16 protein-coding genes are annotated in these 14,636 nt (G+C 49.8%); 6 read left to right on the plus strand and 10 right to left on the minus strand.

The window, feature by feature from the left end; translation table 11 throughout:
* Positions 1 to 208: 208 nt before the first annotated feature.
* The 5 genes from AC5JLB_RS05540 to AC5JLB_RS05560 all read right to left on the minus strand — a co-directional run bounded on the left by AC5JLB_RS05540 (position 209) and on the right by AC5JLB_RS05560 (position 5,285).
* Entirely contained in the window at positions 209 to 967 is a 759-nt protein-coding gene (locus AC5JLB_RS05540; protein ID WP_495872850.1) for an ABC transporter ATP-binding protein, read from the minus strand.
* A 319-nt stretch (positions 968 to 1,286) separates the two neighbouring features.
* Positions 1,287 to 2,570 (minus strand): FtsX-like permease family protein, encoded by a 1,284-nt coding sequence (locus AC5JLB_RS05545; RefSeq protein WP_495872851.1) that lies wholly within the window; start codon positions 2,568 to 2,570, stop codon positions 1,287 to 1,289.
* Positions 2,571 to 2,709: 139 nt separating this feature from the next.
* Positions 2,710 to 4,110 (minus strand): amidohydrolase family protein, encoded by a 1,401-nt coding sequence (locus tag AC5JLB_RS05550; RefSeq protein WP_495872852.1) that lies wholly within the window; start codon positions 4,108 to 4,110, stop codon positions 2,710 to 2,712.
* 144 nt (positions 4,111 to 4,254) lie between these two features.
* Complete coding sequence (locus AC5JLB_RS05555) at positions 4,255 to 4,569, minus strand: DUF962 domain-containing protein (protein ID WP_495872853.1); 315 nt, start codon at positions 4,567 to 4,569, stop codon at positions 4,255 to 4,257.
* Positions 4,570 to 4,787: 218 nt separating this feature from the next.
* A complete protein-coding gene (locus AC5JLB_RS05560; RefSeq protein WP_495872854.1) occupies positions 4,788 to 5,285 on the minus strand; it encodes a sterol desaturase family protein in 498 nt (165 codons plus the stop codon).
* Between the two features lie 91 nt (positions 5,286 to 5,376).
* Between AC5JLB_RS05560 and AC5JLB_RS05565 the strand changes: the two genes are divergently transcribed.
* A complete protein-coding gene (locus tag AC5JLB_RS05565) occupies positions 5,377 to 5,715 on the plus strand; it encodes a c-type cytochrome (protein WP_495872855.1) in 339 nt (112 codons plus the stop codon).
* A gap of 105 nt (positions 5,716 to 5,820) precedes the next feature.
* Positions 5,821 to 6,273 carry a hypothetical protein gene (locus AC5JLB_RS05570; protein ID WP_495872856.1) on the plus strand — a complete coding sequence of 151 codons (453 nt, stop codon included), beginning with the start codon at positions 5,821 to 5,823 and terminating at the stop codon, positions 6,271 to 6,273.
* Between the two features lie 115 nt (positions 6,274 to 6,388).
* On the opposite strand, the gene thrC is transcribed toward AC5JLB_RS05570, so the two are convergent.
* Positions 6,389 to 7,513: a threonine synthase gene (gene thrC / locus AC5JLB_RS05575; RefSeq protein ID WP_495872857.1), complete on the minus strand. Its 1,125-nt coding sequence runs from the start codon at positions 7,511 to 7,513 to the stop codon at positions 6,389 to 6,391.
* Positions 7,514 to 7,759: 246 nt separating this feature from the next.
* On the opposite strand from thrC, the gene AC5JLB_RS05580 reads away from it, so the two are divergent.
* The 3 genes from AC5JLB_RS05580 to AC5JLB_RS05590 all read left to right on the plus strand — a co-directional run bounded on the left by AC5JLB_RS05580 (position 7,760) and on the right by AC5JLB_RS05590 (position 9,263).
* The gene (locus tag AC5JLB_RS05580) at positions 7,760 to 7,984 is read left to right on the plus strand and encodes a hypothetical protein (protein ID WP_495872858.1); all 225 of its coding nucleotides are present in this window, start codon (positions 7,760 to 7,762) and stop codon (positions 7,982 to 7,984) included.
* 221 nt (positions 7,985 to 8,205) lie between these two features.
* Positions 8,206 to 8,889 carry a low-complexity tail membrane protein gene (locus AC5JLB_RS05585; protein ID WP_495872859.1) on the plus strand — a complete coding sequence of 228 codons (684 nt, stop codon included), beginning with the start codon at positions 8,206 to 8,208 and terminating at the stop codon, positions 8,887 to 8,889.
* 158 nt (positions 8,890 to 9,047) lie between these two features.
* Complete coding sequence (locus tag AC5JLB_RS05590) at positions 9,048 to 9,263, plus strand: hypothetical protein (protein ID WP_495872860.1); 216 nt, start codon at positions 9,048 to 9,050, stop codon at positions 9,261 to 9,263.
* Positions 9,264 to 9,459: 196 nt separating this feature from the next.
* Here AC5JLB_RS05590 and AC5JLB_RS05595 read toward each other — a convergent pair whose 3' ends face one another.
* From AC5JLB_RS05595 to AC5JLB_RS05610, 4 genes are all read right to left on the minus strand, one after another.
* On the minus strand, positions 9,460 to 9,996 hold the full coding sequence (locus tag AC5JLB_RS05595) for an alpha/beta hydrolase (protein ID WP_495872861.1): 537 nt from the start codon (positions 9,994 to 9,996) through the stop codon (positions 9,460 to 9,462).
* 122 nt (positions 9,997 to 10,118) lie between these two features.
* Positions 10,119 to 11,336, minus strand: coding sequence for an FtsW/RodA/SpoVE family cell cycle protein (locus tag AC5JLB_RS05600; protein ID WP_495872862.1), 1,218 nt, complete (start codon positions 11,334 to 11,336; stop codon positions 10,119 to 10,121).
* A 43-nt stretch (positions 11,337 to 11,379) separates the two neighbouring features.
* Positions 11,380 to 11,919 carry a hypothetical protein gene (locus tag AC5JLB_RS05605; protein WP_495872863.1) on the minus strand — a complete coding sequence of 180 codons (540 nt, stop codon included), beginning with the start codon at positions 11,917 to 11,919 and terminating at the stop codon, positions 11,380 to 11,382.
* Positions 11,920 to 12,007: 88 nt separating this feature from the next.
* The gene (locus AC5JLB_RS05610; protein WP_495872864.1) at positions 12,008 to 13,060 is read right to left on the minus strand and encodes a zinc-dependent alcohol dehydrogenase; all 1,053 of its coding nucleotides are present in this window, start codon (positions 13,058 to 13,060) and stop codon (positions 12,008 to 12,010) included.
* 252 nt (positions 13,061 to 13,312) lie between these two features.
* Here AC5JLB_RS05610 and AC5JLB_RS05615 point away from each other — a divergent pair, with 252 nt between their 5' ends.
* Positions 13,313 to 14,551, plus strand: a complete 1,239-nt coding sequence (locus tag AC5JLB_RS05615) for a lipid-A-disaccharide synthase-related protein (protein ID WP_495872865.1) — start codon at positions 13,313 to 13,315, stop codon at positions 14,549 to 14,551.
* The last annotated feature ends 85 nt before the right edge of the window (positions 14,552 to 14,636 follow it).

The raw sequence follows: 14,636 nt of genomic DNA on the forward strand, positions 1-14,636 counted from the left end.
GCTCAGCATCGAAATTCAAGCTGGGCTTATTTCTGCTTAGTCTAAACTCCAGTCAATAAAATTGAGCCGATAAAGATGATGCCACTGCAGTAAGCTTCTTACAAACGTGCAAGAAACCTATTGCAGTGGCATCATCAGGCAAGAGAAATTACTCTACCGTTTCTCTTGATTCTAAAACCTGGCAGTCTATCAAGTAGTAATCTGTTGACTATGAGTCACGCATAATCCCGTCTTCAAGATAAGCCACATGGTCGGCAACATCAATGATGCGCGGATCGTGAGTCACAATCAGAACGGTGCGACCTTTTTCCTTGGCAAGGTTGCGAAGCAGTTCAATCACCGCATGACCATTTTGAGAATCGAGAGCGGCAGTTGGCTCGTCTGCCATGATCAGTTGTGGATTTCCGGCCAAAGCACGCGCGATCGCCACCCGCTGCTTTTGTCCGCCTGACAAGTCTTGTGGCAGACGGTTTCCCTTATCGCCTAGTCCAACTTGTTCTAGTAACTCTTGAGCTTGCTGATGAGCGGCTGTTTTACGAACCCCTTTTAGTTTCAGAGCCACTTCGATGTTTTCGATCGCCGTCAGTGCTGGAAACAGATTAAATCCTTGAAAGATGAAACCGATATTTTCTAAGCGAAACTGCGCTAGTTTGCTGCTAGAGAGTTTCGTAATTTCTTGACCCAAAAGACGTACACTACCACCGCTAGGCGTCAAAATTCCTGCCAAGATCGACAAGAACGTCGTCTTACCAGACCCCGACGGGCCCATCAGAAGCTGAATATCGCCAAACTTAACTTCTAGATCGACATGTTTTAAGGCTTGATAGTTTTCTGCACCCGTGCGGTACACCATCTCGATCCCACAAGCAGCGATTGCCTTCGTCTCTGCCCGGTCAATGTACGTAGAACGAGCAGTACTAGTGTGACTCCTAGAACCGTGTATTAATTCGATCGAGGTAGCAGTCATTCGTTTAAATAAAAAGGGCGGACAAAACTTAGACAGCGATGGTGTGGGGAGCAGTTCAAACAGATGTTACTAAAGATTACTTCTAATCGAAAATCTGGAATCCAGATGAAGTTTAGATTAAAACCTCACTTATATATAGAAGTAGTTTACCTAGAACAATCGGGCTTCTGCTGAAAACGGTGTAGAACTTCAACTCTTATTTTAAAGGATAAAATTTGGCGGAGGAAGGATAGGTGTGACACATCAGCGCCCGAACCTTTGCTCTGTCGCAGTTTTATCGTTTGTCAGGAGATCGCCGTATTATTGCTTAGAGATTCTACTACGCCTTAAAGACGATCGCTGGATCAACCCGCGTCACTTTCTGAACCGCAAAGAGGGCTGAACCAACACACATCACCACCGTAAGCACCAAAATGCCGCCTGCGGTAGCTGGAGTAATCAAAATCATGATGCCTTTAGCCGCTTGCGTCCATGCACCCAACCCCAGACACAGAGCAATACTAGGGAGGTAGCCCAGGACTGCCATCCATAGCGCTTGTTCCAAAATCACGCTGTATATTACCCAGTTTGACGCACCCATTGCTTTGAGAGTTCCAAATTCGCGCAGGTGATCAGAAACAGACGAGTAGAGAATTTGTCCAACAATCACCATACCGACAATGAAGCCGACGGTTGCGCCAAGTCCAAGTACAAAGCCAACACCAGTGCGCTGTTCCCAATAGTTACGGGTAATGGTTGACATTTGGGTCTGAGTGTAGACGTGCGTTCCAGGCAAAGTAGATTCGAGACGCTGCTTCAGTTGACCCAAGTCTTGCCCAGCCTTGGCACGAATCATGACAAAGGAGATTGGATCAGCGATCGTCAGGCGGCGAGGGGGAGGAGCATCTATTAGAGCGGCGTTCACAGATTGGTTTTCAAAATTATTGACACAAGACAACTCACCAGACGGTTGGCGAACGCAGTTGACTGAACTATTTAAGCCTGCTGTACCATAAGCGTTCGCGTTCTCTAGCGATGTGAAGATAAAGACGCTAGAGGCAATCGATTGAGTATCTTTGGAAAGTCCAACAATCTGAGCGGGCAGTGCCCCAAACGCTCCAATGCTGCCGCGATTGGCTGGAGAAGTCTCTGGAGGGTCGCTAACTTGATCTAGGTCCAAAAATTTCAAGCTGCCTTGGTCGACCATGACGGTGTAAGGCTGTTTGAGCGAGTCAAGTTTACCTTTTGGAATTTCAAAGCCCGCAAACATACGGGTGCTAGGATCAAATCCAAAAATTCTGATCGGGGTGATATTTCCTGACTTGTCGCGCCAAATGCTGGAGCGAATCATCAAGGCTTCCGCGCGATCAACCCCTTCAACTTTCTGAGCTTGCACCACTCGGTTGGCTGTAATTGCAGAACTCAACTCCAGATGCACCATATCTTTCGCGGCCACCCACAGATCGACGTTGGATTGATCGATTAGGCGAGCGGTGGAGCGAGTAAAGCCTTTGAGGATGCCAATTTGGATCGTGACGAGGCTGACGGCAAACATGATGCCCGCTTGGGCAACGAGAAACCGAGGGATGTCTTCAAAGAGATTCTTTCGAGCGATCGAGGGCATAGAGGAAGAACTCGAACTATGGGTGGATGCGGGTCGTTAGATCCAGTCTAAATGACTGACTCAGAATCAGAACGACCCGTTCCCGAAACAATCCCCGTTTTTCAGCAGTGCCGATTGTGGGAGGAATCCACCCGTTTTTCTAGCGTCCGACTCCAACCAAATCAGCGTTTGCAATTTGAGGCAGAGTGTTCTTTAAACGATCGCCATATAGTGCCAAAGCATTTCCCGCAAACAGCAGAGCAAGATGGTCGCGATCGTAGTCGGTCACTTCGGCAACAGAAGAAACGCAATTGCGAAGGACGCCATCCCAATGCCCATAGTCTCCTGAGAAACAGGCGATGTGTTTGCCCATTTCGCCCATTCCAGTGTGAAGATAGGCAGGCGCGGGATCATCGGATTCAAACGACGCAAAGATTTGTCCGCGTGCAAAATACTCCATCGGATCGCGGTGACGCAGATCGGCGTGTTCGTATAAGCTGGCGTCGTCAATCTTGCTGGGGTCGTGTTGCTTTGTCCACATCAGATCAAACAGGTTTTTCGCCTGAGACATGATGTTGCTGCTGTTATGGATACCGCGTTCTTGAATCATCAGTTTTGTGAAATCAACCAACGATGGGCGGTAAGGATGCTTGGGATCAAAGTCGCGAATTCGCTTCTCCCAATGCTCGTGGAACGAATGAGCCAGATCGGGAATCCAACCGCAGCCTCCTTCTAGGAAGCCGACTCTGAGAGTCGGGAAGCGCTCGAATACGCCATCAAACACCATACGGGCTAGGGCAAGCTGCTGCTGGTTGCGCTGCACAAAAATGTGGCTCAGAACAAAGGTTTCGGTATGATCGGACAGCCCACCCACCATGTAGGAACCGGGTCCGCCATGCAGCCCGATCGCAATATCAAGATCTACGGCTGCCCGCAGAATTGGCTCAAAATCAGGATGGCTCAGCGTTTTGCAGGTGCGAATTTCAGGGAAAGCATCGGGCGCTTTGGGATGAGGAACGGCAATATTCGGAGCGACCGAGATGCCAATCATGCCAAGTTCGTTCACGCAGCGATACATTTCTTTTACCGCTTCGTCTACATCTTGCAGCGGCAGTACTCCGATCGGCTTGAGGCGATCGCCATGGCTACGACAGTCGTCTGCCATGTAGTTGTTATAAGCGCGGCAGAGTGCGATCGCTAAATCTTTGTCGAGATAGCTGGAAAAACTGAGATTCCACGTCCCATAAATCACCTGAACATCGACGCCTTCTTGATCCATGTGAGCGACACGGACATCATTGAACATCGCTCCAAGCGTCGTTTCGGGGTGCAAATTCCGAAACCCACCCTTACCTAATCCTTGGGGTTGCGGAAAGAGCCGAACGAGATCGTTCTGTCCGGTTTGAGGATTGAAATCAATCACTCGCATGCGCTGATCGCCGAGGTTGTCAACGATTAAGCCCACGCGATCGCGATACTCCTCTGGAATGTAGTCGCGAATAATCAATGGATTTTCTAACTTATGGGCGTCAGCATCAACAACTAGTAAACCTTGATACATAGAGACTCCGTGAAGGCGTGATGTGTAGCAATAGGGGAATTTGTCCCATCCCCAACCCCTCTTTCTCCGGGAGAGAGGCGTAAGAGATAGGAGATCTGGTTCCCTTTTCCCATGTGAAGAATGGGCTAGGGGATGAGGACGAATTTAAGCTCTGAGTCTATTGGAGCGCTGCCAGAGTTGGCGCACACCAAACCAATTTTCAAACGACCATTGCAAGGACGCGAGAATGGTGATGCCGGGATATTTCACAAAGGCAGGCTCATTTTTCTCGAACACAGCATGTCCACCCAGAGCAAACACTTGCGTCAGTACCAGGCACAGCAGCGTAATTCGCCAATCGATAAACAAGTAGACAACGGCTGCGATCGCCAGCAGATTCGTCAGATGATGGAGCGCTTGATTGATGGGATTCTGATGGGAAGCAATGAAATGGGCTTTCGCTTCTTGGAAGTAAGTCATGTCCCTATCTTCATATCAGTTGTTGGAACCATAGCACGTCGAAATTTTGCTGGGTGGAGAGTGATCGAAAAATTTAATCTGTGATTTGTAGTTCGTAATGTTTGGTTACGAAATTGTTAGCGATCGTAATCTTTCGTAATTCATATTCATACAAAAAATTCATACGAAAAAAGGCGAGGTCAACCCCACCTTTTCCACACATGTACTGTCAATTTACCCTAACGCCAGCGCAATTCGAGATATCCGCGCTCTGGCTGACTCAGTTCTTTCTCGCTTAGCCAATCAACCGCTTTATACGTCCCGAACACGTGATCCCACCAATCGACAGCGAGACCAAAGTTGTGATGCCACATGCCGTATTTGTGATGGACATAATGAACAGGCATTTTCATCCAGAAGCATTTGGTCGGATTTTCGTGCTGTAGCTGATGGGCGTAGGATGAGAACGCCGCATAGACAAACCCGCCAAGGAACCAACCGATTCCAGCTTCCGGCGAATAAAAGAACAGGAGACACAGAATCACGATCGTGCCTTTAAGGTAGTCAAAAAACTCCCAAACCACGCCCTGTCCTTCATTACGGCGATGGTGATCGCGGTGACGTTCTCCAATTTTTTCAGACACGTGCATGAGGCGATGCATCCAATACTCTACAAGACTAGCTAAGACAAACGCGATCGCAAAGCACAAAACCGTGACGCCAATTCTGACCAGCACAGAGACTCCTTTTTTTCCTCACGTCATTTGTTATTGTGCCTTGAATTAGACGTGTGTGCGAGGATTGAGGCAGGGGTTAATAGGTAGATCTGTGCTGAAACGAATTGCGATCGCGGTTTTGGGTGCGTTGGTTGGATGGGCAATAGTTGTCATACCCGTTAGGGCAGAGACAGATCAAGGAGCAACGCTGTTTGAGACTCACTGCGTTGGATGTCATATCAATGGAGGAAACATTATCAGGCGGGGGAAAACGCTGAAGCTGAAGGCGTTGGAGAAGAATGGATATGGCACAGAAGCCGCGATCGCTGAAATTGTGACCAACGGCAAAGGCAACATGTCCGCTTACCAGGATCGGTTAACCGCTGAAGAAATTCAGATCGTCTCTGCTTACGTGCTAGACCAAGCTCGACAAGATTGGCAAAAACATTAGATCACAAAACGTTAGATCAATAGAATTAACTCCACCAGCCATTTGCCGCTTACCTTGCTAACTTGGTGTATCTTAATCAGCTAAGGATCACAGGGAGAATAGGCGATGTCAGACGTTGTTCAGTGGCTGAACGAAATTCAAGATCTCAAGCGGCAACTGCAAGCGGCGCAACAGTCGGAAGAGGCCGCTAATGCGAGTGCTGATAACTGGCGAAAACGCTACGAGATTGAAGCACAACAACGCCGCCAAGAAGTAGAGTCGATGCAGCAAACGCTAGACCAAGTGCAATTCGCTTCATCCCAAGAATCGGCACAGCAAGATCTGCACCAACCAATCTCAGGTGCGGCAATTGTCCCATCTGAGATTGAACAGAGGGTCGAGCAGATGAATACAATGGCTGAACTGAAAGCACAGTTGATTAAAGTGTGGTCAGAGCGCGATCGCTTGGCGCAAGAGCTTGAGACGGAAAAAGCCCAACACATCCAGACTCGTCAAAATCTCTCTATGGCGTTGGGTGACGCGGTGGATATGCTAACAAAATTAAAATCGCAAGATTAAAATCATCCACGACAAATTTGCTCAAGTGCTGAGCCGCCACATCGCTCTATCAAACAAACGCGATCGCTCCTCTGAATGAATCGTCCTATGAATCGTCCCTGTCAACCACAATCCTCTAAAATCCCATCGTGTGGGCGACGATATCTAGCTGCGGTTCAACGTTCTGCTTAAAGTTGTTTTCGCTGAACTTAATGGCTGAATCTGGATCTTTCAGCCCATTCCCGGTCAGCACACAGACCACCTTTGCCCCTGCCGGAACTTTATCTTTGTGCTTCAGCAGTCCTGCCACAGACGCCGCACTCGCAGGCTCACAGAAGATGCCTTCTCCAGACGCCAACAGCCGATATGCCGCCATAATTTCATCATCGGTCACGGCGTTAAATTCACCCTGACTCGCTTCCTGAACCGCGATCGCACGCTGCCAATTGGCCGGATTACCAATCCGAATTGCCGTTGCCAAAGTATCGGGATGTGTGACCACCTGCCCACCCACCAAGGGAGCCGCACCCGCCGCTTGAAATCCCATCATCTTGGGCAAGTGAGAACAGCGTCCTTCCTGGTGATACTCACAAAAGCCCATCCAGTACGCGCTAATATTTCCAGCATTTCCAACCGGAATGCAAAGCCAATCAGGAGCATCACCCAAAACATCCACCACCTCAAACGCGGCTGTCTTCTGCCCTTCTAAGCGATAGGGATTTACCGAATTCACTAGCGTCACTGGGTAGTTCTCAGAGACTTCCCGAACAATTTCTAGAGCGCGATCAAAGTTGCCCTTGATCGAGAGTACTTCCGCTCCGTAGAGTAACGCCTGCGCCAGCTTACCCAGTGCTACATACCCGTCAGGAATGAGCACATACGCTCGCATTCCACCTCGTCGCGCATAGGCTGCCGCCGCTGCCGATGTATTTCCGGTACTGGCACAGATGACGGCTTTCGCGCCTGCTTCTTTTGCCTTGGTCAATGCCATGGTCATGCCCCGATCTTTGAAGCTTCCGGTCGGGTTGAGACCATCGTATTTCACAAACACTTGAACACCCCGCCCAATCTCTGCCGCGATCGCAGGGGCAGGAATTAACGGCGTATTTCCTTCGTGCAACGTGACGATGGGCGTACTGTCTGTCACAGGCAGATAACGCCGATAGGTGTGAATCAAACCGCGCCAATTTGCCACTCTCGGCAAGGCGTCAGAGGGCAGAGCTTCCGAAGGGGATTGAGATACAGACGCGCTTAAGGTCACAGGAGTCTACTTCTTACAGTGCAACAAGGGTAGATTCTAGTTTACTGCGATCGCTGCGTTTGATTGGCAGAACTGACGAATCAACCCCAGCGAGCACCGGCAAATGTCAATTAATGAGCAAGACTGATCCCTGGAACAACCGCCCACACCCCGCGTCATTTCGGCTATGCATTAAAAGTACTCCCACGCGTAAAGTTTAGGTTAAGATAGTTTACTGGTGTGAGTAAGTACAAATTACTAAGTCCTATGGCATCTAACGCTTCAAATCTGCAATTTAGTAACAGCGCTGTTTGTGAACCTCCTCTAGATACGGCTTCGGCATTAGCAAGATCATTAGAAAAGATGAAGACGCTATATCAAGCCGATCAGCAGGCCAAATTTTTGAATTTGCAAGCCGAAACTGAAACGCTGTTGCATCGCCTACAAGAGTTAAAGCAGCAACGCACCTCTGACGAAATTATCAACAGCTAGGGGACAAGCGCCACTCTTTGTATTCAATGTAGATCCTTCAGATAATGTAGAGTAGATCCTTCAGATTTAGTAGATCGCGATCGGCTCTGCCAAGCTCCAAAAGGATTTGCTTCATGAAGTCTGTCGGTTCGCTGCTCTGTCAGCGGTTCCTTCAGGGTTGCGCCTTGCACTCATCGCGCAACGTCCTATACTGAGTCATGGCTATCCATTAGGCGTTGACTATGCGATCGTTCTGGTCTGATCCGTATCTATGGATTCATCTAGCAGGAGTGGCAGGCGTTCCCGCGTCTTTACTCTTATGCTTACTGGGATTTGCAGCAGGTGATCCTGCTGTTGCAACGTGGTTTGAGTTGAGTATTGTTCTTGTCCTCGGAATTGTGCCAATTGCCTGGATGCAATGGCAGAAGCCGTTTTATATTTTTAGTCTGCTTGCCGTTTCAATTAGACTGGAGAATCTGACAGAGGATCAGCGCCGCATTCTAACCCTGTTTAGAACTCGTCGCAGTCCAATCTGGATTGGCGGCGGAGCCGTACTACTGGTTATTCTATTGAATCAAATCTATAACATTGCCCCAATTGCCGCTAATCTGACGCCCATCTCTCCAAGCTTGCGCGGAGTCGGACTTTTGTTAGCCGCGATCGGCTTTTTCGCTGCAAATCTGTTTTTACAGGTTCCGCTTAGCGTGCTGCGGGTGATGTTAGCATCTGAATCGGAATTTGCGGCGGCTCCTCCCTTTGTGCTAGACCAGATTCCTCCCAATTTTTCGGTGATTGGTGTGCGAGTGAATCAGATTTTGCCTCCCGTTATTTCAGATGCATCTCTGGCAGCTTCCTCTAAGCCGCTTGTGCCAGTCGCTCCCAGTCCCCAGATAGATTCTTCTTCGTCTAGTGACCCATTAGGGTAATCCTAATCCTAAATGTCGTCCTAGACACAGACGTTTAATTTTCTTACGGTATGCTGGTTAGAAAGTCAAGTTCTATATTGCCGTGTTGGACTTGGCTTTGTATTGTAGGGTTTCATTTTGGTCTGTGCTGCTCTCTCTGTCGTTACTTAAGGTGAACTATGGCAATTCCTCACACATCGATATCGTTTAGAGATTCTGATCCTGGCGCGGGTAATCCTCAAGTTTGGGAAAGTTTGAAGCGGGCGATCGCAGGGAGTTCTGGCTTTAAGCGCTGGCAACTCGAACATGCAGGAGATGAGCAATTTCAGGCCCTCAGTTTAGACACGCTAGTACACAGCTATCTAAGAGAAACCTTAGAGACTCTTGCGTACTAATTCGCAGTTAACCGATTGGTCGGCGTTCTACAGAATTTTGGTTGAAACTGAATAGGGGCGGCTACTTCAGCGTTGTAATCTTTTGGATAGACACCGCTTGAAATAGCCGCCCTTACTGCATTCCTCAGTGTGCAAAGACCTTTAATTTCCTGAGGAAACTGGAGACCTCAATGCACCATTGTTTGAGTTCGTGTACTTATCTAAAAATCCTTCCTAAAGGGTTTCTAAAGCGCTCTGCAAGCTGATTCAACTGACGATAGGCCCCTTCAACGCGATCGCCATCAACCACCACTTCTTCAGTTGGGTATTTCTGCAAAATCTCTAAAATTGACACCTTGCCATCACCACTTGCAGACAAAACGAGAGCGGCTCTCAGGGCTTGGCGTTCTGCTCCGCCTTTCGGCGTTTGAATCGCTTGTCCTAACTGATCTAATGCGCCATTTCCAAGCGGACTGTTGAGGATTCGATCGAGCAAGACTGGGCTGACGCTCACTTGTCGAGTTAGCGATCGCTGAATCGCTTCAGGATTTTGCTTCGACAACCGGAAATAGGATTGCAGGTCAGGAGAAGCTTGGCCAGTGTCAGCAAAGGTCGTCAGTTCGCTCACCGAAACCGATTCTCGCAAAAATTTATATTTCATCACAACTCGTTCTGCTGCGAGGGCTGGAGTGCTAGCCAGCATCATTGCTGCGCCCAATCCGAGACCGATGTAGCGAGCCAAAAAAGTATTCATAGTTTCGTTCTAAAGATCACCTAGTTAATGACGATCCCGCTGTGAAATAAGTTCACATCCCTCTGACCCTGCACGTCGATCGCCAAAAGGCTGAGCACCTTCTAGAACTTCACCTCGTCACCTTAAAAAAAATGAGGAGTAGGACGCGATGGGCGGCGGGATTTTAACTCGACTAGTGTTTTCGGGCGACGGTCAGAGAGCGTAACCACCTCAGCTTCATTGCTTTCCCGCGCAACGCGAATCAACAAAGCTGCACAAATCAAGCTCGAAATCATCGAGCTTCCACCATAGCTAAAGAAGGGGAGCGGTAAACCTGTCGTTGGTAAGGCTCCGGTCGCCACTCCAATATTTAATAATGATTGACCCACCATCAATATCATGACGCCGATCGCGACCAATCGATGAATCGCATTTCTAGCTTTACGCGCCACAATCAGCGCTATCGTCGCGTAGACCGACAGCATCAGCATCAATAACACACTCCCGATCAAGCCAAACTCTTCTGCAAAAACAGCGAAGATGAAGTCAGTGGATTGAATCGGTAAATAAAATAATTTCTGCTGCGAAAGTCCAAATCCGGTTCCGCTAATGCCGCCTGACCCGATCGCCAGCAAACTTTGAATCAGTTGATAGCCATCTTGCGTCGGGTCAGCCCACGGATTGAGAAATGACATCACTCGTCGTCGTTGATATTCCCGCAGACTAATACTCAACGTAGCGAGTAACACTCCCGCGCCTGCGGTTCCCCATAGGTAGATGTAAGGCAATCCCGCCGCCAGGGCAATCAACCAGAGAGTCATTCCACAAAGGGCGGTAGTGCTGAGATTAGGTTGCAGCAAAATGGCAAATAGCATGACGCAGAAGATGCCCATCCAGGTGAGGCGAACCGTCCAGGTGAGCCGTTCCCACTGCCCAAAGATGCGGGCGCTTTGCAGAATAATAAAGGGTTTGATCAGTTCGGAAGGTTGGATGAGAAACGGGCCGATCGCAAACCACCGCGCACCCCCATTGACGGACGTACCAATCCCCGGTAACAGCGTGATGAGGATACCCGCGAGCAAAATAAAGTACACCCAATCTGCGATGCCTTGAACGTACCGAAGCGAGGAATGCACGAGGATATTGAAGCCGATCATGCCGATGGCGATCGCAATTAGTTGTCGTTTAACGAAATACAGCCCATCTCCATAATTTGCGGCTCCGTCATCATAGGATGCGCTGAACATCACTGCCAATCCGACAAATATCCACACAAAGGTCAGCCACCGCAAGATTCGGGCTTCCCAAGCCCAATCTAGGGCAGTGGTATCAACAAAGGGAATTAGTTGACGCAACTTCACAGCAAATACGCTCCACTCTGCATAGGGGTTTAGGTCGCCCTGATCAACGCTGTCTCAATTCGGCTGCCAGCTTTTCTACGTCGTCCCGCAGAAACACCGTCAGGCGTCCTGAGTTTGCACGTCCTTCTGATGTTTGGGCAACTTCTAGCCAATAGGCGTAGCGATCGCCTTGGCGGAGTTCACCTTGCAGGGCAGACTGCTGAGGATTCGCCCGCCTGATGTCTTGTTGAACGATTTTATCGGTGGGGTAGGTGTAAATGGTCGTTGCGCGATCGTAGTCTTGTGAGATCTCCATCCCATAGATTGTCCGCAGCGACTCTTTGAGCCGACTGAAGCTCACACCATTGCGGACATCAAACAAGGTTAGAACTTCGCTGCGAATAGTGCCACCTTTGGAAAGAGCGGTGATTCTGCCCGGCGATAAAAGCGAGGCTTGAAACGAAAAGCTTTGGGCTGCCGAGTCATTTTTCCGAACTAGAAGCTTCTCTCCTCGGCTCGGACGCACCGTTGGATTGGCTTGCATCCAAGAAGCCACCTCGCTAGCCGATTGTCCAGGAAGCGCTCTAGCGGACGTGGCTCCCATTAGTAAGAAAAATCCTATGCCTAAAATCGATCTGAGTTTATAAATCACCTGTATTCACCCACACTAGCCGTCTTCGCTTTGGGCGCACTTAGCTCCCCCCAATTGCAACCTTCACCACCGTTCGCGCTTTCATATTCTGAAAGACTTGCTCTAAGTTGTGAAGCGGTTGATAGTCGCTGATTAGTAACTCAAATGGAACGGTTCCGCTCGCCAAAAATGCTAGTGCCGATCGCACAAACTCTGGCGTATTGTGAAACACTCCCTTTAAAGTCAGTTCATTGTAATGCAGTTGTTCGGTGTTGACCGTAATTGTCGTGTCGCGGGGACAACCGCCAAACAGATTGACTGTAGCGCCAGGACGGGCGCACGCGATCGCAGTTTCCCAAGCTGATGAAACGCCCGTCGCTTCGATCACAACATCTGCTCCCCAGCCATCGGTTAAATCCTTGACGATTGCCGGAACATCCGGTATTTGACGATAGTTAAATATCTTCGCGGCTCCAAATTTTTGAGCAATTTGCAACCGAGCCTCACTGCCACCGAACACAAAAACCTCGACAGATTGTTGAGCTAATGCGGCCACAAACATCAAGCCGATCGCTCCATCGCCCAGAAGAACAACGCGATCCGTTGGAGTTTGGCTTTGCGAAGCTTTGGGTTTGACATTTGATCGCGCGACGCCATGCAGAACACAGGCCAACGGTTCGGTCATGGCCGCGATCGCATCGGTTAGCCCATCGGGGATCGGCAGCAAATTGTGTTGCACGATCGCGGCAGGAATCTTGAGATACTCGGCGAACGTGCCGTTGTTAAACCTTAAATCTGTACAGAGCGAGAACTCTCTGCGCTGGCAGAAAAAGCAGGTCATACAGGGTGCAGAATTATTGGCAACGACGCGATCGCCAATCTTCCAACCCGTCACCCCATCTCCGATCGCGACAATCTGCCCTGCCGCCTCATGCCCAAACAGTGTGGGAAGCGTCAGCATCTTGGCATGCCCCCCGCGCCGCCACACTTTGAGATCCGTTCCGCAGGTCGTAGCTGCGCCCACTTGGATAACTACTTCTCCTGCAAGCGGCGTCGGATCGGGAACGATTTCTAGCCGTAAATCTTCTTGACCGTATAGTAAGGCAGCTAACACAAGAACGTTTTGAACTCAATTTCCCCAAATCTTACAAGGTTTTGTTACACAGCGATGTACGGATCGAGGCAGAGGGATGGGGGATGAGGGATGAAAGAAGAAGCTAGAGTGGATTTACCTGTTATTTCTCAGGTTAAGCTTGACAGAGCGCCGTCAATGTTAGGCTGACCAATCAGGAAGATAGCAATTTCAGCCCTCTCTCTGCCTCTTTGTCGCCTCAGCCCTCATCCCTCAGCCCTCAGCCCTCCCCTCATGCGTCTCCTCTGCCTCAGCAACGGTCACGGCGAAGACATCATTGCCCTCCGCATCCTTCAAGCGTTGCAACAGCATCCCGGTTGTCCCAAAATCGAAGTCCTGCCGATTGTAGGCGAAGGTCACGTTTATCAAAACGCCGGATTTCCGCTCATCGGTTCCGTCAAAGCGATGCCATCAGGTGGTTTCATTTACATGGACGGGCGACAGTTAGCGCGCGACCTTCAAGGTGGATTGATCAAGCTGACCTTAGAGCAAATCAAAGCGGTGCGATCGTGGGCAAAAGAACACAAATCATCGCTAATTTTAGCCGTGGGTGACATTGTGCCGATGCTATTTGCTTGGACAAGCGGCGCACCCTTTGCCTTTGTTGGAACCGCCAAATCAGAATACTATTTGCGGGATGAGACGGGCTGGCTACCCCGCTCCTCCTGGTGGGACGATCGCATCGAACGATCAACCGGATGCATCTACCAACCCTGGGAACGCTGGCTGATGTCTCGTCCGCAGTGCAAGGCTGTTTTTCCGCGCGATCGCATCACTGCCCGCACTCTCCAACGCTTCAACATTCCCGCCTTCGATTTAGGCAATCCCATGATGGACGGCTTAGAGACGAATGACTCCCTCATCCCTCATCCCTCATCCCTCATCCCTCCCCCTCTCACCCTCACCCTCGTTCCCGGTTCGCGTCCGCCCGAAGTATTCGCCAACTGGGAACTGATTCTACAAGCTCTCAATGGCGTCGTGGGAGAGCGCCCTGTCGTTTGCCTAGCGGCGATCGCGCCCCAACTCGATCTCGATGAACTTCATCAGAAATTATTGCAGTATCGCTGGCAGCAAACGGATACCAATACTTATACGATTGGACTTGGTGATAAGAAATCAACGCTGGTACTAATGCCAGGACGCTTTGCAGAATGCATTGGAAGAGCCGATGTTGCGATCGCGCTGGCCGGAACTGCCACTGAACAATTTGTCGGACTTGGAAAACCTGCGATCGCGATCGCAGGCGCAGGACCCCAGTTCACCCCTGCCTTTGCGGAAGCGCAAACTCGTTTACTAGGAGCTTCTGTTACCTTAGTCGAGCAACCCAACCAAGTTGGAGAGGCTTTACGATCGCTGCTGAATAATCCTGACCGACTGAGCGCGATCGCAGAGAACGGGCGTCGTCGTATGGGCGAACCCGGAGCCGCCAACCGGATTGCTCAATGTCTAATCCAGCAGATGCAGAAGTTGTAGATCAGGACTCTATGATTATGAAGTTAGGATTATAGCGGTTCCCTGAAGGATGAGGTACAGTGAGGGGGATTGATGTAGCCAGCTT

The sequence above is a fragment of the Myxacorys chilensis genome (assembly GCF_059505265.1).

Excerpts from the sequence above, each read along its gene's own strand:
- AC5JLB_RS05570 (WP_495872856.1), top strand. The coding sequence starts at position 5,821 with ATGTCAGACGTTGTTCAGTGGCTGAACGAAATTCAAGATCTCAAGCGG.
- AC5JLB_RS05585 (WP_495872859.1), top strand. The coding sequence starts at position 8,206 with ATGCGATCGTTCTGGTCTGATCCGTATCTATGGATTCATCTAGCAGGA.
- AC5JLB_RS05615 (WP_495872865.1), top strand. The coding sequence starts at position 13,313 with ATGCGTCTCCTCTGCCTCAGCAACGGTCACGGCGAAGACATCATTGCC.
- AC5JLB_RS05595 (WP_495872861.1), bottom strand. The coding sequence starts at position 9,996 with ATGAATACTTTTTTGGCTCGCTACATCGGTCTCGGATTGGGCGCAGCA.
- AC5JLB_RS05540 (WP_495872850.1), bottom strand. The coding sequence starts at position 967 with ATGACTGCTACCTCGATCGAATTAATACACGGTTCTAGGAGTCACACT.
- AC5JLB_RS05590 (WP_495872860.1), top strand. The coding sequence starts at position 9,048 with ATGGCAATTCCTCACACATCGATATCGTTTAGAGATTCTGATCCTGGC.
- AC5JLB_RS05605 (WP_495872863.1), bottom strand. The coding sequence starts at position 11,919 with ATGGGAGCCACGTCCGCTAGAGCGCTTCCTGGACAATCGGCTAGCGAG.
- AC5JLB_RS05550 (WP_495872852.1), bottom strand. The coding sequence starts at position 4,110 with ATGTATCAAGGTTTACTAGTTGTTGATGCTGACGCCCATAAGTTAGAA.
- AC5JLB_RS05555 (WP_495872853.1), bottom strand. The coding sequence starts at position 4,569 with ATGACTTACTTCCAAGAAGCGAAAGCCCATTTCATTGCTTCCCATCAG.
- AC5JLB_RS05545 (WP_495872851.1), bottom strand. The coding sequence starts at position 2,570 with ATGCCCTCGATCGCTCGAAAGAATCTCTTTGAAGACATCCCTCGGTTT.
- AC5JLB_RS05580 (WP_495872858.1), top strand. The coding sequence starts at position 7,760 with ATGGCATCTAACGCTTCAAATCTGCAATTTAGTAACAGCGCTGTTTGT.